Annotated in this window: 26 protein-coding genes and 1 riboswitch; of the genes, 21 read left to right on the top strand and 5 right to left on the bottom strand. The window is 36.6% G+C overall.

Annotated elements, in window-relative coordinates; translation table 11 throughout:
- Positions 1-47 precede the first annotated feature (47 nt).
- The gene (locus KVT27_RS20125; RefSeq protein WP_036120829.1) at positions 48-800 is read right to left on the bottom strand and encodes an ABC transporter permease; all 753 of its coding nucleotides are present in this window, start codon (positions 798-800) and stop codon (positions 48-50) included.
- Positions 797-1,528, bottom strand: coding sequence for an ABC transporter ATP-binding protein (locus KVT27_RS20120; RefSeq protein WP_036120826.1), 732 nt, complete (start codon positions 1,526-1,528; stop codon positions 797-799). Before KVT27_RS20120 ends, KVT27_RS20125 begins: the two co-directional genes overlap by 4 nt.
- Before the next feature lie 103 nt (positions 1,529-1,631).
- Between KVT27_RS20120 and KVT27_RS20115 the strand changes: the two genes are divergently transcribed.
- Positions 1,632-2,132: a methylated-DNA--[protein]-cysteine S-methyltransferase gene (locus KVT27_RS20115; protein WP_036120824.1), complete on the top strand. Its 501-nt coding sequence runs from the start codon at positions 1,632-1,634 to the stop codon at positions 2,130-2,132.
- A gap of 76 nt (positions 2,133-2,208) precedes the next feature.
- On the opposite strand, the gene KVT27_RS20110 is transcribed toward KVT27_RS20115, so the two are convergent.
- Positions 2,209-3,510 (bottom strand): ammonium transporter, encoded by a 1,302-nt coding sequence (locus tag KVT27_RS20110; RefSeq protein ID WP_036145727.1) that lies wholly within the window; start codon positions 3,508-3,510, stop codon positions 2,209-2,211.
- Between the two features lie 15 nt (positions 3,511-3,525).
- Positions 3,526-3,867 carry a P-II family nitrogen regulator gene (locus tag KVT27_RS20105; RefSeq protein WP_012291989.1) on the bottom strand — a complete coding sequence of 114 codons (342 nt, stop codon included), beginning with the start codon at positions 3,865-3,867 and terminating at the stop codon, positions 3,526-3,528.
- A gap of 312 nt (positions 3,868-4,179) precedes the next feature.
- On the opposite strand from KVT27_RS20105, the gene KVT27_RS20100 reads away from it, so the two are divergent.
- From KVT27_RS20100 to KVT27_RS20040, 13 genes are all read left to right on the top strand, one after another.
- Entirely contained in the window at positions 4,180-5,640 is a 1,461-nt protein-coding gene (locus KVT27_RS20100; protein ID WP_217581822.1) for a nicotinate phosphoribosyltransferase, read from the top strand.
- 19 nt (positions 5,641-5,659) lie between these two features.
- Positions 5,660-6,484, top strand: coding sequence for an ammonia-dependent NAD(+) synthetase (gene nadE, locus KVT27_RS20095; protein ID WP_036120813.1), 825 nt, complete (start codon positions 5,660-5,662; stop codon positions 6,482-6,484).
- 157 nt (positions 6,485-6,641) lie between these two features.
- Positions 6,642-6,962 (top strand): hypothetical protein, encoded by a 321-nt coding sequence (locus KVT27_RS20090; protein WP_036120810.1) that lies wholly within the window; start codon positions 6,642-6,644, stop codon positions 6,960-6,962.
- A 208-nt stretch (positions 6,963-7,170) separates the two neighbouring features.
- Entirely contained in the window at positions 7,171-7,812 is a 642-nt protein-coding gene (locus tag KVT27_RS20085) for a putative periplasmic lipoprotein (protein ID WP_036120806.1), read from the top strand.
- Positions 7,813-7,871: 59 nt separating this feature from the next.
- Positions 7,872-9,137 (top strand): right-handed parallel beta-helix repeat-containing protein, encoded by a 1,266-nt coding sequence (locus tag KVT27_RS20080; RefSeq protein ID WP_225316091.1) that lies wholly within the window; start codon positions 7,872-7,874, stop codon positions 9,135-9,137.
- A 2-nt stretch (positions 9,138-9,139) separates the two neighbouring features.
- Complete coding sequence (locus KVT27_RS20075; RefSeq protein ID WP_036120802.1) at positions 9,140-9,592, top strand: nitrous oxide reductase accessory protein NosL; 453 nt, start codon at positions 9,140-9,142, stop codon at positions 9,590-9,592.
- Positions 9,589-10,392 carry an ABC transporter permease gene (locus KVT27_RS20070; RefSeq protein WP_241605897.1) on the top strand — a complete coding sequence of 268 codons (804 nt, stop codon included), beginning with the start codon at positions 9,589-9,591 and terminating at the stop codon, positions 10,390-10,392. The genes KVT27_RS20075 and KVT27_RS20070 overlap by 4 nt, the downstream gene beginning before the upstream one ends.
- Complete coding sequence (locus KVT27_RS20065) at positions 10,389-11,069, top strand: ABC transporter ATP-binding protein (RefSeq protein ID WP_217581821.1); 681 nt, start codon at positions 10,389-10,391, stop codon at positions 11,067-11,069. Before KVT27_RS20070 ends, KVT27_RS20065 begins: the two co-directional genes overlap by 4 nt.
- Before the next feature lie 192 nt (positions 11,070-11,261).
- Positions 11,262-12,206 carry an AAA family ATPase gene (locus KVT27_RS20060; RefSeq protein ID WP_036120796.1) on the top strand — a complete coding sequence of 315 codons (945 nt, stop codon included), beginning with the start codon at positions 11,262-11,264 and terminating at the stop codon, positions 12,204-12,206.
- The gene (locus KVT27_RS20055) at positions 12,203-13,384 is read left to right on the top strand and encodes a DUF58 domain-containing protein (RefSeq protein ID WP_217581820.1); all 1,182 of its coding nucleotides are present in this window, start codon (positions 12,203-12,205) and stop codon (positions 13,382-13,384) included. The genes KVT27_RS20060 and KVT27_RS20055 overlap by 4 nt, the downstream gene beginning before the upstream one ends.
- Positions 13,381-15,564, top strand: a complete 2,184-nt coding sequence (locus KVT27_RS27275; protein WP_217581819.1) for a transglutaminase TgpA family protein — start codon at positions 13,381-13,383, stop codon at positions 15,562-15,564. Before KVT27_RS20055 ends, KVT27_RS27275 begins: the two co-directional genes overlap by 4 nt.
- A 32-nt stretch (positions 15,565-15,596) precedes the next feature.
- Positions 15,597-15,698, top strand: a riboswitch (purine riboswitch).
- A 154-nt stretch (positions 15,699-15,852) separates the two neighbouring features.
- Positions 15,853-17,406: a glutamine-hydrolyzing GMP synthase gene (gene guaA / locus KVT27_RS20045; protein WP_036120786.1), complete on the top strand. Its 1,554-nt coding sequence runs from the start codon at positions 15,853-15,855 to the stop codon at positions 17,404-17,406.
- 189 nt (positions 17,407-17,595) lie between these two features.
- Positions 17,596-18,207 carry a hypothetical protein gene (locus KVT27_RS20040; protein WP_217581818.1) on the top strand — a complete coding sequence of 204 codons (612 nt, stop codon included), beginning with the start codon at positions 17,596-17,598 and terminating at the stop codon, positions 18,205-18,207.
- Between the two features lie 107 nt (positions 18,208-18,314).
- Here the strand turns inward: KVT27_RS20040 and KVT27_RS20035 are convergent, their stop codons facing one another.
- Positions 18,315-18,809, bottom strand: coding sequence for a hypothetical protein (locus tag KVT27_RS20035; protein ID WP_217581817.1), 495 nt, complete (start codon positions 18,807-18,809; stop codon positions 18,315-18,317).
- 192 nt (positions 18,810-19,001) lie between these two features.
- On the opposite strand from KVT27_RS20035, the gene KVT27_RS20030 reads away from it, so the two are divergent.
- From KVT27_RS20030 to KVT27_RS20000, 7 genes are all read left to right on the top strand, one after another.
- Positions 19,002-19,145, top strand: coding sequence for a hypothetical protein (locus KVT27_RS20030; protein ID WP_217581816.1), 144 nt, complete (start codon positions 19,002-19,004; stop codon positions 19,143-19,145).
- 96 nt (positions 19,146-19,241) lie between these two features.
- Positions 19,242-19,574 (top strand): hypothetical protein, encoded by a 333-nt coding sequence (locus KVT27_RS20025; RefSeq protein ID WP_217581815.1) that lies wholly within the window; start codon positions 19,242-19,244, stop codon positions 19,572-19,574.
- The gene (locus KVT27_RS20020) at positions 19,531-20,970 is read left to right on the top strand and encodes an FtsK/SpoIIIE domain-containing protein (RefSeq protein WP_309140240.1); all 1,440 of its coding nucleotides are present in this window, start codon (positions 19,531-19,533) and stop codon (positions 20,968-20,970) included. Before KVT27_RS20025 ends, KVT27_RS20020 begins: the two co-directional genes overlap by 44 nt.
- 271 nt (positions 20,971-21,241) lie before the next feature.
- Positions 21,242-21,748, top strand: coding sequence for a peptidase (locus KVT27_RS20015; RefSeq protein WP_217581814.1), 507 nt, complete (start codon positions 21,242-21,244; stop codon positions 21,746-21,748).
- Positions 21,729-22,757, top strand: a complete 1,029-nt coding sequence (locus tag KVT27_RS20010) for a replication initiation factor domain-containing protein (protein ID WP_217581813.1) — start codon at positions 21,729-21,731, stop codon at positions 22,755-22,757. Before KVT27_RS20015 ends, KVT27_RS20010 begins: the two co-directional genes overlap by 20 nt.
- 20 nt (positions 22,758-22,777) lie before the next feature.
- A complete protein-coding gene (locus KVT27_RS20005) occupies positions 22,778-22,987 on the top strand; it encodes a DUF3173 domain-containing protein (protein ID WP_217581812.1) in 210 nt (69 codons plus the stop codon).
- Positions 22,977-23,859, top strand: an 883-nt coding sequence (locus KVT27_RS20000; RefSeq protein ID WP_217581811.1) for a tyrosine-type recombinase/integrase, incomplete at its 3' end; no start/stop codon positions are given. The genes KVT27_RS20005 and KVT27_RS20000, both read left to right, overlap by 11 nt.

Here is a 23,859-nt window from a genome sequence, read left to right as displayed (position 1 = left end):
TTTAGTATATCATAAATTATTAAATCTATATTAAATCTGCTTAACAATTATTTCATTTCAAGTATTTGCATACGCTCATTAAAAAGTGCAGGATAACTTAAAAAACCAATCATGATACTTGATAATGTCGCCGTTGTTAGGAGAGCGAAGATGATCAAAAGTTGAAATTGTACAGCCTGAATGGGGTCGGCACCACCAATAATTTGGCCGCTCATCATACCTGGTAGCTGTACTAAGCCAATTGTTTTTTGGCTTTCAATCGTGGGGATCATACTCGCTTTTACGGCATTGATAAGTTGTCGATGAACAGCTTGTTTGGGTGTGCCTCCAAGTGACAAAATTAATTCCATTTGATCTTTATGGCTAGTAATTTCAGCCGTAAATCGGTTTAAAAATAAAATGGATAACACCATTGAATTGCCAATTAACATACCACTAATTGGAATAATATACTGAGCGGTCGCTGGCACAATGTTAAAGCCAAGCAAGACACCTTGTGTAATAATTTCTATCATCACAAGTGTCAGTGCTATTTTCCAGGTGATCCCTTTAATACCTTCTCCTTTTTTTCGAGCATTAAACGTAGCGACTAGTATCATTAACGCAACCATAAGAAAAATATATACATAACTATTTGCATCAAAGACAAATTTTAAAATATAGCCAACAGAGAGCAATTGAACGATAGACCGAAGGGTTGCAATAAGCGTATCTTTTTCAAGTCCTAATTTTAATGTTTTGGATAGCAGTAGAGGGATGCATACGAAAATTAATGTTAGTGATAAAGACGTATAAGTCATATGTTAGCCCCCTGTACAAATTCTGCTACGCGTGGGTTAGTCGGTGCTTTAAGTAAAGCGCTCTTGCCAGTTTCAATTAGCTCCCCATTCATCATGACCCATGTATAGTGTCCAATCGTTAATGCTTGTTGCAAATTATGAGTAATCCAAATCATCGTTACATTATATTTTTTATTAATAGTGGCGATGAGCTTTTCAATTTCCTTAACAGATTGGCGATCCAGTGCAGAAGTTATTTCATCTAATAATAAGATAGAGGATTGATTAATAAGTGTTCTTGCTATAGAAACCTTTTGACGCTGTCCTCCTGATAATTCATTTGTGGATTGGTGTAAGAAGCTTTCATCTAAACCAACATCCTCTAAATATTGAATGGCCTCCTGTTGAGAGAGTGTTTTTCCCTGCAATGTCCGTGGAAGTGCAAGGTTTTCCTTTACAGTGCCAGCAATCATAGGAGCAGCTTGTAGGGCGATACCAACATGTCTTCGTAATGCTGAGGGCTCATAATTTGAGACGGGCTTATTATCAATGAGTATATGTCCGTTTGTCGGTGAAAGAAGGCCATTACATAATTTAAGCAGGGTTGTTTTACCTGCACCAGAAGGGCCGACGAGAGTGGTAATTTGACCTTTTGGAAACGACCCAGTAATTGACTTTAATATCATTTTGTCATTTACTGAGAATTGAACTTGTTGAAAGTGAATGGCAGGCTCGTATAGCGTATTCATTTAGTGAAACTCCTTTGCTATAGTCAGTAAAATAACTGTAGCATGAATTGAAGGAAAGATGCAGTTTAAATATAAGATTTTAGAAATGAAGGGAGAATAGGGAATGGAGATATTGTATTTCGATACGTTAACGTTTGCACAAGGTGCTATGTACATCGTAGCCACAACTGATGGACTTGCCTATATTGGAACGCCTAATGCATCATTTGATGAGGTTAAGGAGTGGGCAAAAAAGCCTTTTAAAGGTTATAGCTTTGAAGAAAATAAAGAAAAATTGCAACCATATAAGGAACAATTAACTGCCTATTTTAACAAGGAACTAACAGACTTTGATGTACCTATCCATGTGAAGGGTACACCTTTTCAATTAGCTGTGTGGGACGCCCTAAAAGAATTACCCTATGGTTCAACAACATCGTATGGAAGCATCGCAGAACGTATTGGGAACCCCAAAGCAGTTAGGGCTGTAGGTAGTGCTATTGGTGCGAATCCAATATTAGCTATTATTCCATGCCATCGTGTCATTGGCAAAAATGGACAATTAACAGGTTTTCGTAGTGGACTAGATGTAAAGCGATTTTTATTAGAACTAGAGAAAGCTTAATACTTTCATTAGCCATCAGTTCAAAAAGGAAATCTGCCTGCTACTTTATGAATAGCAGAGCAGATTTTTCTTCTGTCTATATGTGCTGTTCTTCCTGTTGTACAGTATTTTGTGTTTTACCGAAATGTGTTAAACGATGGGCAAAGGTTTCTCCTCGAACCGCAGAGCTTTTAAAAATATCTTGGAATTCGTAGGCAGGCGCTCCGTGTTCCATGACATCTAAACCAGCAATTTCCTCTTCCGCCGTTACACGTAAAGGTACAAAAGCTTTAATGATAAATATACCAGCTGCTACAGATACACTAACCCAGGCTATTGTAGCGATCACACCGATTGCTTGAATGCCTAGCAAACTCAAGCCTCCACCATAAAATAAGCCTTGCCCGTTACTATCAAATAATCCAACAGCTAATGTCCCCCATACTCCGCAAATACCGTGTACAGCAATTGCACCAACTGGATCATCTACTTTTAGCTTCCACTCAATGAATCGCACACCTTCAACAAGTAATGGAGCGGCGATCAGGCCAATTATAATAGAGCCGATAATGCTGACATTCGCTGCACCCGCTGTAATTCCTACTAGTCCTGCTAGTGCGCCATTTAATGTGAGGGAGCCGTCAATATGTCCATAACGGAACTTCGTATAGAAGGAGGTTGCTACGACACCAGCGGCCGCTGCAAAAAATGTATTTGCGATGACATTCGGAACAAGTTCAGGATCGGCAGCTAAAGTGGATGCGCCATTAAAGCCAAACCAACCAAACCAAAGTAAAAATACGCCTAATGCTCCTAATGGAATACTATGACCTGTAATAACATTTACTCGACCATTTTCATATTTACCTAGTCGTGGTCCAACCATAACTGCGGCGATAAAGGCAGCTACAGCTCCCGTTAAATGAACGACTGTTGAGCCAGCAAAATCCACAAAGCCTAAATCAGTCAACCAACCTTGGCCACTCCAAACCCAATGGCCTACAACAGGATAAACGACTAATGACATAAGTATAATGATTCCGATATAAGCAAAAATATTAGTACGCTCTGCCACAGCACCAGATAAAATAGTTGCTCCTGTTGCAGCAAACATTGTTTGAAAAATAAAGAATGAAAGATCATCGACTCCGTTTAAAGCAAAGCCACTTATGCCGAAAATACCACCTACACTGTCACCAAACATAATTGCGTAGCCACATAAAAAATAGACAATTCCCCCAAGGGAAATAGTTAGAAAATTTTTCATGATGATGTTAACAGCATTTTTTGAACGTGTAAATCCTGCCTCTACCATAGCGAATCCAGCATGCATAAAAAATACTAAAATTGTGCCTAACATCACCCAAATTAAATTAACAGATAACAATAGTTCATCCATCTATATCGCCCCCCTTTATTCTACTGCAATCGATCCGACTTCTTTTGTTCGGATACGAATTGCTTGTTCTACTGGATAAATGAAAATTTTTCCGTCCCCAACCTTGCCAGTGGCTGCTTCGCGCAATAGTATTTCTACAATGCCATCTACTTTACTATCATCTACAATCATTTCTAATTTCAATTTAGGTAAAAACTCAATTTCATACGTATTACCACGAAATAAACCAGTCCTCCCTAATTGACGGCCACAACCTGCGATTTCAGATACGCTTAGTCCTGCAATCCCTTGTTGTGCCAGACCGTCCCGAACGGCTCCAAAAACCTCAGGACGAATGATGACTTCGATTTTTTTCATCTGTACCAGCTCCTTACGTAATTTTAATTTACATGTTAAATCGTCTGAAACAGTAGTGCAATTACTTTTTCGAAAACTATGTTATGTTTTATTACACCAATTATTTTTGTTCTCGAAATAGTTGCTGAAAAAAGGTTTTAGAATGGGAATGAAAGCGGTACTAAAATTTGTGTCTAAAATATGAACAGTTCTAAATTTTCTGACTATTCATGTTAGAAAACCTTACATTAGAGAGTGTGAATGTCATACGCAAGAATTTGGGTATATAGTGTATACTAGGACTAATTATCAAAGCGGAAGAAGGGGTTTCTTGTGAGATCAAACTATGCAGATGATAGCTTAGCGCTACACACAGACTTATATCAAATCAATATGGCCGAATCCTATTGGGCTGATGGGATACATAATAAAAAAGCAGTTTTTGAGTTGTATTTTAGAAAATTACCATTTGGCAATGGTTACGCAATATTTGCGGGCCTAGAGCGGATGCTGGATTATTTACGGAATTTCCGTTTTAGTGATTCTGATATTGCGTATTTACGTGATGAAGTTGGTTATAAAGAGGATTTTATTGAGTATTTAAAAGATATTCGATTCACAGGGGATATGTATTCGATGGTAGAGGGAGAGCTTGTTTTTGCCAATGAACCGATTGTTCGAATAGAAGCTCCATTAGTGGAGGCTCAGCTTATAGAAACAGCATTATTGAACATTGTTAATTATCAAACATTAATAGCGACGAAGGCTAGTCGTATTAAACAAATCATTAAAAATGAAGTGGCTATGGAATTTGGTACACGACGCGCACAAGAAATGGATGCAGCTATTTGGGGTACACGTGCAGCATTTATAGGTGGTTTTGCTTCCACTAGTAATGTCAGAGCAGGTAAACTGTTTAACATCCCAGTGTCTGGTACACATGCACATGCGTTGGTACAGGCTTATAAAAATGATTATGATGCTTTCCATTCTTATGCAAAACGTCATAGCGATTGTGTTTTTCTTGTAGATACGTATAATACTTTGAAATCAGGAGTTCCAACGGCTATAAAAGTAGCTAAAGAATTAGGAGACAAAATTAATTTTATCGGTATTCGTTTAGATAGTGGAGACATTGCGTTTTTATCAAAAGAGGCTCGTCGCATGCTAGATGCTGCAGGTTTCCATGATACAAAAATCATTGTTTCAAATGATTTGGATGAATACACGATCTTAAATTTAAAAGCTCAAGGGGCAAAAGTAGATGTTTGGGGAATCGGTACGAAGCTTATTACAGCTTATGACCAGCCTGCATTAGGTGCTGTTTACAAAATGGTTGCCATTGAAAACAGCGATGGTCAACTGGAGGATACCATTAAAATATCAGCGAATGCTGAAAAAGTATCAACGCCAGGTCTTAAAAATGTATATCGTATTATCGATAAAAAGAATGGCAAGGCAGAGGGAGATTACATTGCGATGCAAGATGAAAACCCTCAGGAGGAGGAACGTATTAAAATGTTCCACCCAATTCACACGTTTGTCTCTAAGTTTGTCACGAATTTCGAAGCGAAAAATTTACATCAGCATGTCATTCATAATGGAGAAATTAACTATCATAACCCAACGCTTGAGGAAATGCGTGATTATGCAGCCGGAAATTTAGAGCTGCTATGGGATGAATACAAACGTGCGATGAATCCTGAAGAGTATCCAGTCGATTTAAGTCAAAAATGCTGGGATAATAAAATGCGCAATATTGAGGAAGTTCATAACATGGTTAAGCAAATGTAAAAAGGGAGTGGTGGAAACAATGACTTTACAACAACAAATCATTGAAGAATTACGTGTACAACCAACTATCAATGCGCACGAGGAAATACGTAAGTCCATTGATTTCTTAAAGGAATATGCGAAACATTATAGTTTTGTGAAAGGATTTGTTCTTGGTATCTCTGGTGGTCAGGATTCAACATTAACAGGAAAACTAGCGCAACTAGCTGTTGACGAGCTAAATAATGAAGCTGGTGAAATGAAGTATTCATTTTGGGCGATTCGCTTACCATATGGAGTGCAAGCAGATGAGCAAGATTGTCAGGACGCTATCGACTATATTAAGCCGACGGGATCTTATACAGTGAATATAAAAGATGCTGTCGATGCGAGTGTGAGGGCCCTAGCAAATGCAGGTGTTCAGCTGAATGATTTTGTTAAAGGGAACGAGAAAGCACGGGAGCGTATGAAAGTGCAATATTCGATTGCTGCAATGAATGGAGCAGTCGTATTAGGAACGGATCATGCAGCCGAGGCCATCACAGGTTTTTATACTAAATTTGGTGATGGAGGAGCAGACTTAATGCCAATCTTTCGTTTGAATAAACGACAAGGGAAGCAGTTATTGGCAGAGCTCAAATGTCCTGAACATCTTTATATGAAGGTGCCAACAGCAGATTTGGAGGAAAATCGCCCATCTTTGCCAGATGAAGTGGCTCTTGGGGTGTCCTATGATCAAATTGATGATTATTTAGAGGGGAAGGAAATCCCAGAAGAACCTCGCCAACTACTGGAAGGATATTATTTACGTTCGCAACATAAACGTCATATGCCTATTACAATATTTGATGTTTTTTGGAAGTAAAATAAGGGAAAAGAGTTATAAAAGTGAATCTCACTTTTGAAAATAGCTCTTTTCTCTCTTTTTTTATGCAATTTGGTTCTATGTTGTTAAATATCATCATATAATGTCGATATAATTACCTATAAGGATTATAAAATGTAAGGGAGGGTAACTAAATATGAGGACTTCTAGAGTAAATGCAACGACAAGTAGTGTTTTTCGTCAGGAAAATCAATATTTACATGCAGGTGATATTAGCCATAATTTTGGGCAAAATCCACAAAATCTATTTAAAAATAGTTTGCAAAGAAATAAAGAGAAGAAGCGCAGTTCAATAAATGCGCCAAATCAGCAGCAACAGCATCAACATACAGTGCCTATCCATATGGATAGTACGAATGATTTGCAAATACGTCGTGAATTAAATGAAACTGCGTTAAAGCTTAGTCGTTTAAGCAGACAAAAGAAGCGACTTAATAGTTACCGTTCTTCCATATAAAGACCAGACTCTCCACAGCCAAACATGTGGGGAGTTTTTTTGTATTTGAGTGAAAAAGAAGTGCTAAATTCAAATTATTTGAAATGAAGATGTTCATTGAATGTTCAAGATAATTTTTCCAATTCTTCACCGCGATTTTTTACTAATTTCACAACTAATCTGTATTGTTGAATATGGCAACAGAAAACTAAATTTGGAGGGAATAGTTGTGAAAAAATTATGGTTACCAGCATTAATATTATTATTTGTACTAGCAGCATGTACTAGCGAAAAACCTCAGGTAAAGGAGAAGGAATCAGAGCAAGGCGCTACTGAAATAGAAACGAAGGTAATGGATGATTCTGTACAAGTTGCTTCACTTGTAGATCCGCGTTTACAAGAGCCGGAGGAGGATACAGTTTGTGAAATGTGTAATATGAAGGTTTACATGAAGGATCATGAAATGGGCATATTTTCAGCGCAAGCGATAAAAGAAGATGGGACTATTGCTTTTTATGACGATATTGGCTGTTTATTGAATGCGGAGGTTGCTAATGAAGAGAACAATGCAAAATTTGTCCGTGATTTTGTGACGAAGGAGTGGGCGAAGGTAGAAGATGTAACAATTGTGAAAACAGAGCTGAAATCTCCGATGAACTGGGGCTATATATACTTCGTGAACAAAGCGGAAGCAGATACATACATCCAAGAAAATTCGAATGCTTATATGGAGAAACTACAAAAAATTAAAGATGACGCATTGGAACGACGTAAGAAAATGATGAAAAAAAAGGCTGAGGGAGAGAATGGAGATTCTAGTTCTATCCATTCAAGTGATATGAATCATGGGCAAGAGGGACATGGTCATTAAAAGCTTAGACTAGGGGAACTTTCCTCTAGTCTTTTCATGCTGAATAAGGGGGGACGGTAATGAAACGAATAGGATGGTTCGTATTGTTTTTTCTATGGACATGTCAAACAGCAAATGCGGAGTTTGATCTTCAATTTGCTATTGATCAAGCGAAACCTGGAGAGATTGTTCATATTCCTGCCGGTCGTTACCAAGGAAATTTTACCGTAAAGAAATCGATTAAACTCCAAGGAGAAAAAGGGGTTGAACTTTATTCCCAAAATACTGAACCTGCATTAAAAATAGACGATACGGCTAATGTCTCTGTTGAAGATATAATGATTTCTGCCAAAAACAAAGGGATTGTTGTTAGTGAAGTGGAGAATTTAAAACTGAAAGCTATTGAAATAAAGGATGTACAAGTGGGTATCCATATTCAACGTTCTAAGCATATTCAACTATTAGAAAATAAGGTTGTTGGTAATCAATTACATTATGCTGAAAAAGGCAATGGGATTGCTGTGTTTAAAAGTGATGACATTGCTATTGAACACAATGCAATTGATTTTGTGCAAGATGGGATATATGTAGAAGAAGTGCGACATATCAATGTGCGACAAAACGAAGTGACAAACAGTCGTTATGGAACGCATTTTATGTATTCAAGTGATGTGAAGGTGCTTTTTAATTCATATTTATATAATGTGACAGGTCTTATGGTAATGATGACTACGGACTTAGAAATAGCGAGCAATACAATTAGTAACCATAATGATTTCAATAGCTATGGCCTTTTAATGTATGACACACAACAGGCGAAGGTGAGAAAAAATAGTATTCGAAATAATCGGGTAGGTGTAGCGATGCAAAAATGTTCAGTCATACAAATACAAGAAAATGGGTTTCAGATGAATCAGACTGCCTTAGAAGGAACAAAGGTAGATAATCACTCTATCATCAATGATAATCAGTTTACTGGAAATATATTAACGGCAAGATCAGACCAACAAGGCTTGCGATTAGTTCGCAATTTTTATGATGATTACCGAGGGATAGATGTTGCGGGAGATGGTTTCGGAGATGTTCCCTACGTGGCTGTGTCGAGCTTTGGTCAATGGATGGTGAGACAACCAGTTTATCAATTTTTTGTGGCATCACCGAGTGTTATGATTCTGACGTCACTTGATCAGGAAGTGAATAAAACAGAACAAAATTTGCTTGTAGATAACGAACCAAGATTAATTAGCCATACGAAAGAGAAGTCGTTTTCCATCAATATCTTACAATTTATTATTGGTTTAGTTGTATCTATGAGTGGATTTTGGCTATGGAAAAGAGGGGTGTAAGTATGACGAGGTGGATAGCCATTCTAGTTATATGCAGTACAATATTGGGCGGTTGCAGCGAAACGACGTATAACCCACGTGATATTATCCGTGAAACAGATATTTGTGAAATTTGTAATATGAGCATCGTTCATCATGAATATGCTGGACAAATTGTGCTCACAAATGGAGATTATAAGATTTTTGATGATATTGGCTGTTTGATGGATTATCTGGCGCTAAATGGTGAGGAAGAAATTGGCGCAGCCTATATTAAAAATAATGCAAATAATGAATGGATTGACGTTTATAAAGCTACCTATGTGTACAATGCAGGTTATTGGACTCCGATGAACTATGGAGTACTTGCATTTGCAACGAAGGATGAGGCGCAGGAATGGATGACCAATGAAGGAGAGGGGCAATTATTAGCCTATCAAGATTTGCTGACGTTTAAATGGGGGATTCATGAATGATGTTTGTGAAAATAGAGTTGAAGCAAATTTTAAGAAGCCATTGGATGCAACTAGTAGCTTTTCTTTTTACTTTTGTATTTGTAGCCATTATTGTCATTCAGCGAATGGCATTACCTGATGTGGAGGGCTTTACACGTCAAACGGCATCATTTTTAAATGTGTTATTGTTTCTATTACCTTTATTTATTATCACCATTGGAAGTATGAGTATAGCAGGCGATATTGAATCTGGCTGGTTTTCGTTATTAAAAACATATCCAATGAAAATATGGCAATATATTATAGGGAAATATGTGGCTATATCACTTGCCTTTTTATTAGTTGTGCTTGTGGCATTTGGCGTTGTCTTAGCAATAGGTGGTCTATTAGGCGGCGTCCAGTTACCGATTATTTTAGTGATCCTTACGCTATTATGTATCTTTATATTTGTCTCATTAGGTATTGTACTGGGGGCAATGGCTAAAACAAGATTATTTGCACTAGCCTTATCACTTGTTGTATGGTCCTTTTTTTTACTGCTTATTTCTTATGCGTTAATGGCTCTAGGTACAGTTGTAGCGGGCCATGTTTTACAAAAGCTTACCATTATATCGATACATATTAATCCTGTAGAATGGCTACGCTTTGGTTATTTTATATTCACCAATCAGGCTAGTGTGCTTGGTCCAGCATTTTATGGTATCACGAGGTTTTATTCGTCAACTTTAGGTCATGTGTTGTATGTGGTGGTGACACTTCTTTGGATCCTTCTACCACTTTTGCAAGCTACTAAGTTTTCAAAGGAGGTCACACGGCGATGATTCTTTTAGAAGCCAAAAATATAGCCAATGTCTATGAAAATGGTAGAGGTTTAAAAGAAGCTACCTTTACATTACATTCTGGTAAAATTTTAGCGTTGGTTGGGGGCAATGGTGCTGGAAAGAGTACGTTGATCCGTTTACTAACGGGTCAAGAGAAGGGAAAGTCCGGAGAAATGATATGGCATAAACCAGATGTCATTCGTTATATGCCTGACGACGTAAATTTTCCAACCATGCTAACGGCAGCTGAAATTTTTAATCTATTAGCTTCTTTAAAGCAGGTAGATCAAGATGAACAAGAGTGCATATTAAAGCGTGTTTCCTTGTGGGATGTTCGTAATCAACCAGCTAAACAATTTTCTAAAGGGATGCTTCAGCGATTAAATCTTGCGCAATGTTTACTTGGAAGTGGATCTTTGCTGATCATGGATGAACCGACAAATGGTCTTGATCCATTTTGGATAGCGCAATTAAAAAATGTAATGTTAGAGGAAAAGAACAAAGGAAATACGGTCATATTCTCTACTCACTTGCTGTCTTTTGCTGAAGAAATAGCAGATGATGTATTAGTTTTACATGATGGGGAAATTATTATTTCTGGTGAAATCACTGAAATTTTCACACAAGAAAATTCTACATCTTTGGAAGAAATATGGTTAAAAAGATTAAAATTGTAACATTCTAATGAATAGTAACGTTATATACTAAACAAGGCTTGTTTGACTACGTTCAAGCAAGCCTTGTTTAGTATGTGTTATCGAAGGGAAGAAGTTTCTGATAATTGTTTTACTAGACATATTTCGATATGCTTATGATAAGTTATCGTGCAATTCACACAATTGTTGGATGAAATGGAGGTTTTTTAATTTATGAATTCTCAAATACAAAATGTGCTAGAAAATATAGAGAAAGTGATGATTGGAAAGAGAGATGTGGCTGAGCTAAGCCTTGTTGCTTTATTAGCGAGGGGGCACGTATTGTTAGAGGATGTGCCTGGTGTTGGGAAGACAATGATGGTTCGTTCATTGGCAAAATCCTTCGATGCGCAGTTTAAGCGAATTCAATTTACGCCAGATTTATTACCCTCCGATGTGGTGGGAATCTCTATTTATAATCCGAAGTCATTGGAGTTTGAATTTCGTCCAGGACCCATCATGGGGGATGTTATTTTAGCCGATGAAATAAATCGTACCTCGCCCAAAACACAGTCAGCTTTATTGGAGGGAATGGAAGAAGCTTCGGTTACTATTGATGGTAAAACACTTGTTATAAATCAGCCGTTCTTTGTAATGGCCACACAAAATCCGATCGAACATGAAGGAACTTATCCATTGCCTGAAGCACAGCTTGATCGTTTTTTACTGAAAATAAAGATGGGCTACCCTACTAGAGGGCAGGAAGTGGAAATTTTACGTCGCGCGGAAAATGGCAAAGCGATTGAAAAGATCGATGCAGTATTGTCTGTAGCTCAATTGATTGAGTTACAAGAGCTCGTTCAAGGGGTGTACGTTGAAGATTCAGTAAAAAATTACATGGTGGAGCTTGCTACTCAAACTAGAGAAAACAGCTATGTTTATTTAGGTGTAAGTCCCAGGGCGACATTAGCCTTAATGAAGGCTTCTCAAGCCTACGCATTTATGAAAGGGCGTAGCTATGTAACACCTGATGATGTCCAATACCTTGTCCCTTTTGTCTTTAGTCATCGTTTAGTTTTAAAACCAGATGCTCGCTATGATAATGTAACGGCAAGTGAAATCATTGAACGTATCATTGCCAAAACACCAGTACCAACAAAAAGGTTTGCAGAACAATGAAGCAATGGAAAGCTTTTTTAGAGAAAAGTAAACATTTCCTATTAGTAGTTTTCTTAATGATTGTAACGTTTTGTTATGCGATGTTCCAAGGTGGATTTGTTAGTTGGTTTGTATTTTTTACGGTAAGTCCATTTTTAGTGTATGCCTTATTTTTCTTTGTTGTTAGAGAAAGTATCTTAGTAGTAGAGCGCAAAATTGAGCCAGCACATGTAGAACGTGGTCAATCAGCGAGGGTCATGATTTCAATCGAAAGAAAAACACGTTTTCCTTTTGCTTATATGATGATGGAGGAACTTGTAGATAGTGAGGGGTTAGTTCAGGCGAAGCTTCAAAGTTCAGCTGCTATAAAATTTGTTGGCTTTAGAAAAAATTTTAACTGGCATTATGAATTAGTAAATATGCCTCGTGGCGAACACCGTTATTTGGGTATTACTGTCGCTTTCTATGATTTTTTTGGTTGGGCAAAAAAAATGGTGGTGGCCGAGAAAGAACAAACTATTTTAGTGTACCCAAGGCTCAGAGAAATGAAATATTCGGCACTTCAAACAAAATATGATGTTGGGCCAATGATGTCTCCTTATTCCATAGTAAAGGATACTACTATGGCTGTTGGGTTACGAGAATATGTTCCTGGGGATCGTTTTTCATGGATTCATTGGAAGTCATTCGCGAAAACCCAAACCTTACAATCTAAGGAATTTGAGGATAGACAATCTTCTGAGCTAATGTTAGTGCTTGATGCCAAGAAATCAACGTTATTTGAGGATAAGATTGAGCTAGTAGCATCTATGCTCAAGATGATCATGCAGGAACTTGGTGATATTTCCTTTATTTCTGCTGGAGAAGAGACAAAGGTATTCCCTGTTATACAAGGTGAAAAGCAGTTAGATCAGGTTATGTATCATTTGGCAGCTATAAAATCTACTGAGAATGTAAAATTTCGATTTTATGACCAGCAAGCCTTTAAGCAAGTAGCGACATTGCTTTATGTGACTAATGAAATATCAGAAGAATTCCTACATACTCTTGCGAATATAGTGAAAAGTTGTATTTGTTTTGTCGTGGCAAAACAGCCACCTGTGCAGTCTGAGGTTACTTTGCGTTATAAACATATTCAAATTGTTTATGTAGATCCAACAGATTTTTATCATGTATTCACGGAGGTGAAGAAGCCGTGAAACAAACAGTCGGGGAATTTTTAGAGTTAGCGGTCGCCTATATTATTGTCTTCTTTATTTTGCGTGAATGGCTAATACCCATTATGCAATTAACTAATACAGGAGGGTTTCATCTCTTCCTAGTTTTTATTGGCTTGTCCCTAGCCTTAAGTTTATTCCGAGTACATCCTTTATTATCAGGGATTGTAAAGTTTGGTTATATGACTTGGTGCATTGTCTTTATTTATAGCGAAAGCCCTGTGCTTTCTGGACAGTCCATATCCTTCTTAATAGCAGAATGGAAAGGGAATATGGCCGCCATTATATCAGGTGATTTTGGTCTAGTATCCGATGCCTTTAGAACAGTGCTATTTCTGGTGTTAATATGGATGCTTGTTTACTTAATCCACCATTGGGTCTCCGTAAGGAAAAATATATTTTACTTTTTTGCCATGACAGTATTCTTTATAGCTACGTTAGATACGTTTAGTGAATACAATGGAAAAACAGCTATTGTTAAAGTGGTCATTTTAGGATTAATGATGACAGGTGTCCTATTTGTCAAACGTTTATGGCTTCAGGTGGGTACAACGAGCAATACGTTTGGGAGATGGAAAATTGTTATTCCGATGCTTGTATCCGTATTACTTGTCGGGTCTATCGCCTTCTTTTTACCAAAGACAGGGCCGACATGGGCAGATCCTGTGCCATTTATTCAAGGTGTTACTGGACAAGATGGAAATGGAACTGGCATGAAATCAGTCGGCTATAGTCAAGATGATAGTCAATTAGGTGGACCTTTCCAAGGGGATAATACATTAATTTTTACTGCGTCTTCACGTGATCGTCATTATTGGCGTATAGAAACGAAAGATACTTATACGTCAAAGGGATGGATTTTGTCAGAGGGGAACTTCGGAAAAAATGTATATGAGGCAAATGCGCCGATTATGACCTCTTTACAAGTAGGCTCACCTGAAAACGAGCGTCAAATACAACTGGACATTGCGACCTCGATGCCGTTTTTAATCCAAACATACGGCTTGCTATCTGTTTCTGCTCAAGATTCCACATTATTTATTCAGGATGAGCAGACGGAAAAGATGACTATAGAGCAGCAGAATGATACATCTACATCTTTATTAGGCTATACTTTATCGTATAGTGAGCCTGTCTATAGTATGGAACAGCTGCAATTATCATTCCCAGCCACACTTGAAACGTTAGATTCATCATTTGATCGCTTTATGCAGCTGCCAGCGCAATTACCACAGCGAGTAAGAGATTTGGCCCTGTCGATAACACAGGATAAAACTACGGTTTACGATCAAATTAAGGCAGTGGAAGGTTATTTTAGAACGAACGGTTTTAGGTATGATAAAAAACAAGCGGCTATTCCGGCAGAAAATCAAGATTATGTTGATCAGTTTTTATTTGATACAAAAGTAGGTTATTGTGATAATTTCTCAACTTCGATGGTAGTGCTTTTGCGTTCAATAGGCATTCCAGCTCGCTGGGTCAAAGGATTTGCGCCTGGTACTGCAGGACCCATGTCTGATGGTCTGAGAGAGTATCGAATTACCAATGATAACGCGCATTCATGGGTAGAGGCATATATACCTGGTACAGGTTGGATGGAGTTTGAACCTACAATAGGCTTTAGCGGCAACGTTAACATTGATTATGATATACCATTAGATACATCCGAACAGGAGGAAATAGTACAGCCAGAGCAAAAAACTGAGCAACCGCAAAAGCAGGAACAAGTGTCTAATAAAGAACAAAGTAAATCAATGTTTAGCCTAGATATGCTATGGACTTGGTTGAAAAAGTTTGCTTATGTTTGGATAATCGTCTTCGTTTTATTGATGATCAGTGGGATTGCTTTATACTTGCAGCGCAAAACTTGGCTTCCAAAAATGCATGTTCGAGTCTATCGTAAAAAGACTGCCAATTGGTCTACCTTTGATTCCTCCTATCATATTCTTCTGAAGCAATTATCACGTATTGGATTGCGTATGAGGGATGGGGAAACGTTGCACATGTTTGCAGAGCGTGTGGATGCATCATTAGAGACAGATCAAATGCAAAAGCTAACGGCTGTTTATGAGCAACATGTTTATGGGAAGGATAAGCATGAAGTGGATTTCATGAAGCTGAAAGAAAGTTGGGAATATTTAATCAATCGCACTATCGGTTGATTTTAACTTAGACAAAGAGTAAAATGAAAAAAATTAAATGCAAGGATTGCTTTCATATAAGTTCGATAATAAGGTTCGGATGTTTCTACGAAATCACCATAAATGATTTCTCTATGAAGGCGGATGTATTCGCTAGGTGAGAAGTATAGTAAATCACTTTACTTTGCTACGCATTCGCCTTTATAAATCAACATGAGCTTTTTGAACGCGTAGAAAGATTTTACTTTCTTCGCGTTTTTCTTTGAACAAATGAAATATCCTTTAAAAATAGTAGAAGAGGTGGAAATTTTGACAGCTAGCCCTTTATTAAAAGAGCAAGAAAAAATCGTTGTACTTGACTTCGGTAGCCAATTTAACCAATTAATTACTCGTCGTATCCGTGAGTTTGGTGTATTCAGTGAATTACATCCACATACAGTAACTGCAGAAGAAATTAAAGAAATGAACGCAGCCGGTATTATTTTTTCAGGCGGTCCAAACTCTGTTTATGATGAAAATGCTTTCCATGTGGATCCAGCCATTTTTGAATTAGGCCTACCAATACTAGGTATTTGCTATGGTATGCAATTAATGGCACATACAAATGGTGGTAAAGTAGAAGGCGCTGAAACTCGTGAATATGGTAAAGCTGAAATCAAAGTAACTGCTTCCAATAAATTATTTGGTGAGTTACCAACTGAGCAAATCGTGTGGATGAGCCATGGTGACCATGTAACAGAAGTTCCTGCTGGATTTGAAGTTATCGCAACGAGCGCATCATGTCCGATTGCAGCAATGGCAAATGTAGAACGTAAACTATACGCTGTTCAATTCCACCCAGAGGTACGTCACTCTGTTTATGGTAATGATTTATTACGTCAATTCGTATTCGATGTTTGTGAAGCAAAAGGTGATTGGTCAATGGCCAACTTCATTGAACTTGAAATCGCGAAAATTCGTGAAATTGTAGGCGATAAAAAAGTATTATGTGCGCTTTCAGGCGGTGTTGACTCATCAGTTGTAGCGGTTCTTATTCACAAAGCAATCGGTGACCAATTAACTTGTATGTTCGTAGACCACAACTTAAACCGTAAAGGTGAAGTTGAGCAAGTAATGAAAACATTTACTGAAGATTTTGATATGAACCTTATTAAAATTGATGCTCGTAAACGTTTCATGGACAAACTTGCAGGTGTATCAGATCCGGAGAAAAAACGTAAAATTATCGGAAATGAATTTATTTATGTATTTGATGAAGAAGCATCAAAGCTTGAAGGTATGGATTTCTTAGCACAAGGTACTCTGTATACAGATATTATTGAATCAGGTACTTCAACAGCGCAAACAATCAAATCTCACCATAATGTTGGTGGTCTTCCAGAAGATATGCAATTCAAATTGATCGAACCATTAAAAACTTTATTCAAAGATGAAGTACGAGCATTAGGCTTAGAACTTGGTCTGGATGAAAAAATCGTTTGGCGTCAACCGTTCCCAGGTCCTGGATTAGGTATCCGTGTACTTGGTGAAGTAACAGAAGAAAAATTAGAAATCGTTCGCGAATCTGACTTCATCTTACGTGAGGAGATCGCCAATGCTGGCCTTGATCGTGACATTTGGCAATACTTCACGGTATTACCTGATATCCGTTCAGTTGGTGTAATGGGCGATGCGCGTACGTATGATTACGCAATTGGTATTCGTGCGGTAACATCTATCGACGGTATGACTTCTGACTGGGCACGTATCCCATGGGATGTACTAGAAAAAATCTCTGTCCGCCTAGTAAACGAAGTAAAACACGTGAACCGCGTAGTGTATGATATTACATCTAAGCCACCAGCAACGATTGAGTGGGAATAACAAGCTAGTATAACTATGTTTGGATAAGCCTATTTCACAGTGTTTATTAACAAATAATACGTGTGAAATAGGCTTTTTAAAATTGATTACCCCCCATTCCCCCCACCAACTTTACAAATAAATTTATTGTAGAATTTTAATTCTCTAAATTGAAAAGTGAAGTGTATAAAAACTGGGGAGGAATTATAAATGAAAAAAACTATTTTATCTCTTGGATTAAGTCTGGCTTTAATCACTAGCACAATGGGGAAAGTTGATGCAGTCGAAATAGTTAATGCTTATGAAATTGATTATTCGCAGTATTCAAATAAAGAAGTAGAAGCTGAAATATTTTTAAATGGCATAAAACATTTTAAAGATATACCTACTAACTTAGAAGTATCTGGTGCAGTAGTAGAGTCTGATTATATGAAAAATATTTTACAAGGGAATGTAATAGTAGCTTTTATATATAAGGATAATTTGTACATGAGGTATGATGATTTTATAGATATTATTAAGCCTGACAAATTTAAATTTTTTCCTGACCAATCCGCAGCTCTACCCGGCCCCTATTTTCTTGAAATTGAAAAATATGGTCGAGTAATCACGGTTTTAGAGGAATATAACAAATTGAAAATAAATAATAGAATAACAAATGGTAATATTCCTGCCCCATTCACTGGGTTTTGTTATTATAACAAAACAATGTTCATCCCAGTGCGAGCAGTAGGAGAAGCTTTAGGTTTAAAAGTAAATTTCTCTCGTTCAAAAAATAGTGACGTTGTAACGATTAAGGGAAACCAAGATGAGTGGGAGTAAAAAGGAAATATAATTATAAATATAAGAAGCCTATTTTACAGTGTTTATTAACATATATTACTTGTAAAATCATTGTGGATTGAAGTACATTCCCACTAAAAACCCCCCTAAGAGTTTTTATTCTTAGGAGGGTTTTTTTTATTTGAAAAAGTAAATTTGTCATTTAAAGGTTCAAAAAATAATTTTATTTCTTTTCCTTTATCTTCGTAGGCTTGGAAAAGCTCATTAATCTGAAAAGAATTGTAGGAGTAATTTTTTTTATTACTTAAATTTGCTATAAGGTTCATATCAGTGAAAATTTTGCTCATACGGGATTCTGCTAGTTTTCGGAATTTCTCTCCTTTTTCTTCCCTTTCTATTGCATTTGAAAAACTAAATTCTGTTGGCAAAGGGAAGTCGATATTAGATGAAGATTCAAAGAAAAGTTTTATCTCTTTCCCTTTATCTTCATAGCATTGAAAAAGCTCTTTTACTTCATTTTCTGTATACGAATAATGTTTTTTACTACTTAAATTCGCTATAAGATTCATTTGTGAAAAAATTCTACTCATACGTTTTTCCGCAATACGTATAAATTTTTCTTCTCGAGTTTCTTTATTCATAATAATTCACTCCTAATAATCGAAACCGTATTATTTTCATTTATTACCCCTTATGATAATATAAAAAAGATTTTTTTGCACTTGATTGTTGATTAATTTAGATAAATAAGTTACTATCATCTTAAATACAACTAAATAAGGTTCCTTATATTTTGTATTTAGTATTCAGAAACTGTGGAAGGGGGAAGTTGAATGTTTGAAGAGTGTTTTGAAAACATGTCATTAGAAGAACAAGAAGAAGTTAGCGCCTATATGGAAGAACTGTTTGAGGCTGTAGCACTCGGGAATGGAGATTATACTCTGAATTCTGACGGTGAAATTGTGGTTGATGATTAATTTTCTGTAATGAACAAAAAGAAAACGTCCTTCAAAGATTTTGTTTTGTCTTTGAAGGCGAGTTTCATATGCTCAACTAGTAGAGGAGGAATGATTATGTTTGAAGGTATGACCGAAGAAGAAAAAGCATTGTTTAAAGAATTCTTAGACAAAAAAAGGGAAGAGGAGAATCAGATGACAACAAACACAAATGTAGCAAACACACAAACAAAAGGAGATAGATTTTTAAAATCGGCTAGTAGACGTCAAAGAAAAGCATTAGAAAGCCTAGACCTAGTATCAAATCTATCTGTTACTTCCCGTTACACGTATGATAGAGAGCAAGCAGAAAACCTAATTGAATCTCTTGAAGAGCGAGTAGCATGTATTAAAGTGCTATTTGAGCGTGGAGTTGCTAGACAAGAGAAAAAAGCTGATGAAAAGGAATAAAAACGTGCTGAACAATTTATCTAATAGTTTTAGGGGTATTTTCTGGCAAACGAGAAGTGAGTGGAAGGCGGTGAAGTATCCAACACGAAAAAAAGATAAGCTTATTCGATGCTTTCTTATCTTTGTAGTTCTTTTTCTAGGCTTGTTTTTAACAGGAAATCTAATAGATATGCTACCCTCTCTAGGTATTTACTTAGTTGGTGGCTACATTAGCTTGAACTGGGTATGGGATATTTTATTCGTAGTTCTTTGGGTGTGGGCAATTTATAAAGCTTTAACTTTTTACTTTAATAAAAAATACAAGTCTAGCGAAACTAAAATTGCTAATAGTCTGGCTTATATGATTCATTCTTTGAAACTGTTCGATGAAACAGTGGTCGAAGTTGAAAAAGGCGGAAAAGAAGTCAAGGAGCGAGTAATTGAAAGAGTCATACAAATATTCTTTAGACAAGATGAAGATAGAGTGTATGTTAGAGTAATGCGTGGTGGAGATAGATTCACGCAAGTATCTATTTCATTAGGAGAAAATTTGGAATCAGCGCTAGGTTTAGAATTAGATACCTTTACTAAAAACGTAAATTACGCTGAATATTCATTTCTGAAAAGAAAAGATGAACGTATTAACCTAGCTTTAACAAATATTATGTCGAGTGAATCAGATGTTATAAAAGTTTCGGGTAACATATCTTATGAACTTCATAACGTCCCACATGCCTTGATAGTGGGTGGAACCGGGTCTGGGAAATCGTGGTTTATTTTAGGGAAAATTGTTTCTTATCTTAAATTAACACCACAAGCAGAGTTATATATTATTGATCCTAAGAAAGCAGACTTATCACTTCTGCGGTTTGTAACAGGCTTTGAGAACAAAGTTGCTACAGAGCCGAATCAAATATGCCGAATATTAAGAGAAGTTGTTGAGCTGATGGAGAATCGTTATAAAGAATATTTCTCTGATGTATCTGCTTTTGGGAAAACTTATCGAGATTTTAATTTGCCTGTTGTGATTGTGATTTTTGATGAGTTTGCGGCGTTTATGCATTCCGTAGATAAGAAAATAGCGAAAGAAGCTTTAGATTATGTGTTCGCTGTCGTTATGAAGGGCCGTCAGGTAGGCGTAATGATGGAAATACTTATGCAACGACCTTCTGCTGACGATTTACCAACGAATATTAGGGCTCAAATGGGTTTTAAAGCAGGGTTAGGGGCAATGGACTCTATTGGATATAACATGATATTTGATACGAATGATATTGAATATAAAACCGTCGTAGAAAAAGGAGGGGGCTACATTCAAGTGGATGGTTTACATACGGCTCCTGTTTACTTTGAAACGCCATATATAGAAAAAGATTTTGATTTTATTGCTGAAATTGAGAAGTTAATGCAACGCTAATTAAATTATAGTTAGACAATTGTTATTTTCATGGGCTTTTGAGGCGGTAGCCCTGCTATCCGAACGGAGTGTCCGAAAATGCTCGTGAAAATAACTGTTGAGCGTTTTTTGCTCAACGTAATTTGGAAAAAAATCCGGGTCACCAGTTGAGTAACACTGGTGTATTACCCTCAAGAGGAATCGCCCAATTATATAGGGCTCTAGGGTTGAGAGGTTGTTCAAAATCCCGAGAGTTCGGGATAAAAAATTGGAAAAAAGGGAGCTTGAAAACATGGGGAAATTAATTTTAAAAACATCAAATTTATATTCTCTAAATGATTCAGAAAATGTTGATTTGGGGGAAATTTGTTTTGATATTAGTCAGTTTAAAGTTCCGACTGCAATGGTAGTTCAAAAAGATGGCTTTGCTACTCGAATCGAAAAAGAAAAAAATCTGAACGGTGAACTTGTTGAAACAGGAAAATATACATTAACTTTTAAAGTTTATGACAGACCTTTTATTGAGCTTATCCTACAAAATGGTGGAACTGAAATTGGCTCGCCTATTATGGTAGTTGTTGAGAATCAGGAAAGTCTGCCTATTTTTGATAATTATGAGGATGGTGAATTCATCTCCATTGCTTTTAAGGGACTTAAAATAAAGCCAAAAAAAGTTCAGAAGAAAGCATTTGTCGGACAAGGTAAGCCAATGGTTGATACATGGCAGTATTTAGAGATCAAAATAGAAGCTGATAGTTATGCTATCGGTGAAGTAGTAAATGAGCCAAAAGCGAAGTAATCAATGCCTAATTGATTATTTTCGTTGCTCGATTCCAAATAGTGAGCTTCCGACAGTCGCTGATGGAATTTTAGGACTCCCTATCTCTGAATTTTCTTCAGAGATGAAGGGGTCTCCATATCCCACATATGATGCATGTATTAGCTTTGCGAATATAAAGCTTCATTCCTCCCGAAGCCATAGTAGTGTTCTTATTGATATGTCTGGACAAGCATGTAGACAATATGAAGAATACATGTCTAGGGTTGATGGCTGGCACTGGTACAAACTTATTTTTTTTATCTTAGAAAGGCAAGGTAAAGTATCAAGAATTGATTTAGCTTTAGATATTTTTGATGATGCTACTCCGTCTGTAAAAGTGTTACAGGACTATGTAAAACGTGGACAGTTAAGTACGAAAAGTCACAAATTCATTGAAATAAATAGTGGTAGGATTCTTGATGGTAAATTGACAGGATTCACATTGTATATTGGTTCATCGCCCCAAATATTGAGAATCTATGATAAAAAGCAAGAAAGAAAAGATAATGCAGATGAAATTGTAAATGTTGAAAAATGGGTCAGATGGGAACTAGAGCTGACTGGAAACAAAGCAATGCAAGTAGCTCTTCAAATATCAAATGGGAAACCTCTTAGCGTTATAGTTAAAGGTATTTTATCAGCCCATTATTGCTTCAAGACACAGCCTAAGAATGTTAGCGATTTACACAATAAAAATAGACTGCCTACAATGAGGTGGTGGCAAAAGTTTGTAGATGGCATTGAAGCAATCCCTTTAAAAGTAACGCGTGAAAAACTCACTTTAAAGAAAAAGAAAATTTGGGTTGAGAACTCTACAGTAAAATCAATAAGTATGGTCTATGAATCATTTAGACTTGTGTATGGTGAAGAATTTGCAGAGCGTTATTTGAAAGAGTTAATACAAATGGGGAAAGAAAAAATAACTGAATCCGATCAAACATTAATCGAACAACGTGTATTAGAACTTATAAGCGAAGATGAATATTAACATTGAAAGGGGCTGTTGTGATGGGTACAACAGTATGTAAAGATGATTTAATTAAACTGGGATATAAAAAATATCAAGCCATTTCACTAATTAGACAATCGAAAGCAATCATGGTGCAAAAAGGTTGTCCTTATTATAACAACAAAAGATTGGGGAGAGTTCCGAGAGATGTAGTTGAATCTATTCTAGGAGTATCTCTAGTGTCAGAAAGTACTTACAGTGAACAATAAAACGCAACAAACAACAAAATATCCTGGTGTATATGTTGACGATAAAGGGAACTACTTTTATCAATCAGAATTTGGGATTGATAAGATTACAGGAAAACGGATAAGGAAAAAGGGAAGAAAAGACGTAAATGGTAAACCTTTTTCTTCCGCATTCGAAGCAAACAAAGAGTTAACTCGATTGAAAAGAGAATATCATAAGGTCAATGGTTATGCTAACTATAAAATGACTTACGAGCAATTTATGAATACAGTTTATATACCTTACTATCAAACAGACGTTGAAGAAAGTACTTTCTCCGTTCGGCGAAGAATATTTGAAAAGATAAAGGATAGATTTGCAACTACTTCTCTCCGTTCCATTTCAGTTGAGGAAGTACAAAATTTTCGTACATGGTTATTAACAGATAAAGAAAATGGTGGAGCTGGATATGCTCAATCATATGCAAGTCTAGTTTTTGGAGTATTTCGTAAGAGTTTAGATAAAGCGGTAGAAATGCAGTATTTGGAACACAATATTTCTAAAAAGGTTAGGGCAATCCCTAAAGGAAAAGCAATAGTACCTTATTGGACGAAACAGGAATTTGAAAAAGTGATAAATCAAATTTATATAGGTGATTTTTATGAGAATTTGAATTTTGTTATGTTATGGGTCTATTATATGACAGGAATTCGTGTGAATGAGGGCACAGCTTTACATTGGAATGACATTGATTTAACGAAGAAACGTATACGAGTTCATCATATGCTTGTTATGAAAAACAGAATGGCATGGAGACGAAATACATATACGAAACCAGAAGATGTCAAAAAAATGATAGCGCTTGATGATGATCCTATAACAATTTTAATAGAGTGGAGAAATAGACAAATAG

Origin of the sequence: Lysinibacillus sp. GbtcB16 (genome assembly GCF_019091145.1) — a bacterium.
In the GTDB taxonomy this organism is placed as follows: Bacteria; Bacillota; Bacilli; order Bacillales_A; family Planococcaceae; genus Lysinibacillus; species Lysinibacillus fusiformis.
The sequence above is the reverse complement of the archived record's forward strand: the minus strand, read 5'-3'. Positions and strand labels throughout refer to the sequence as shown.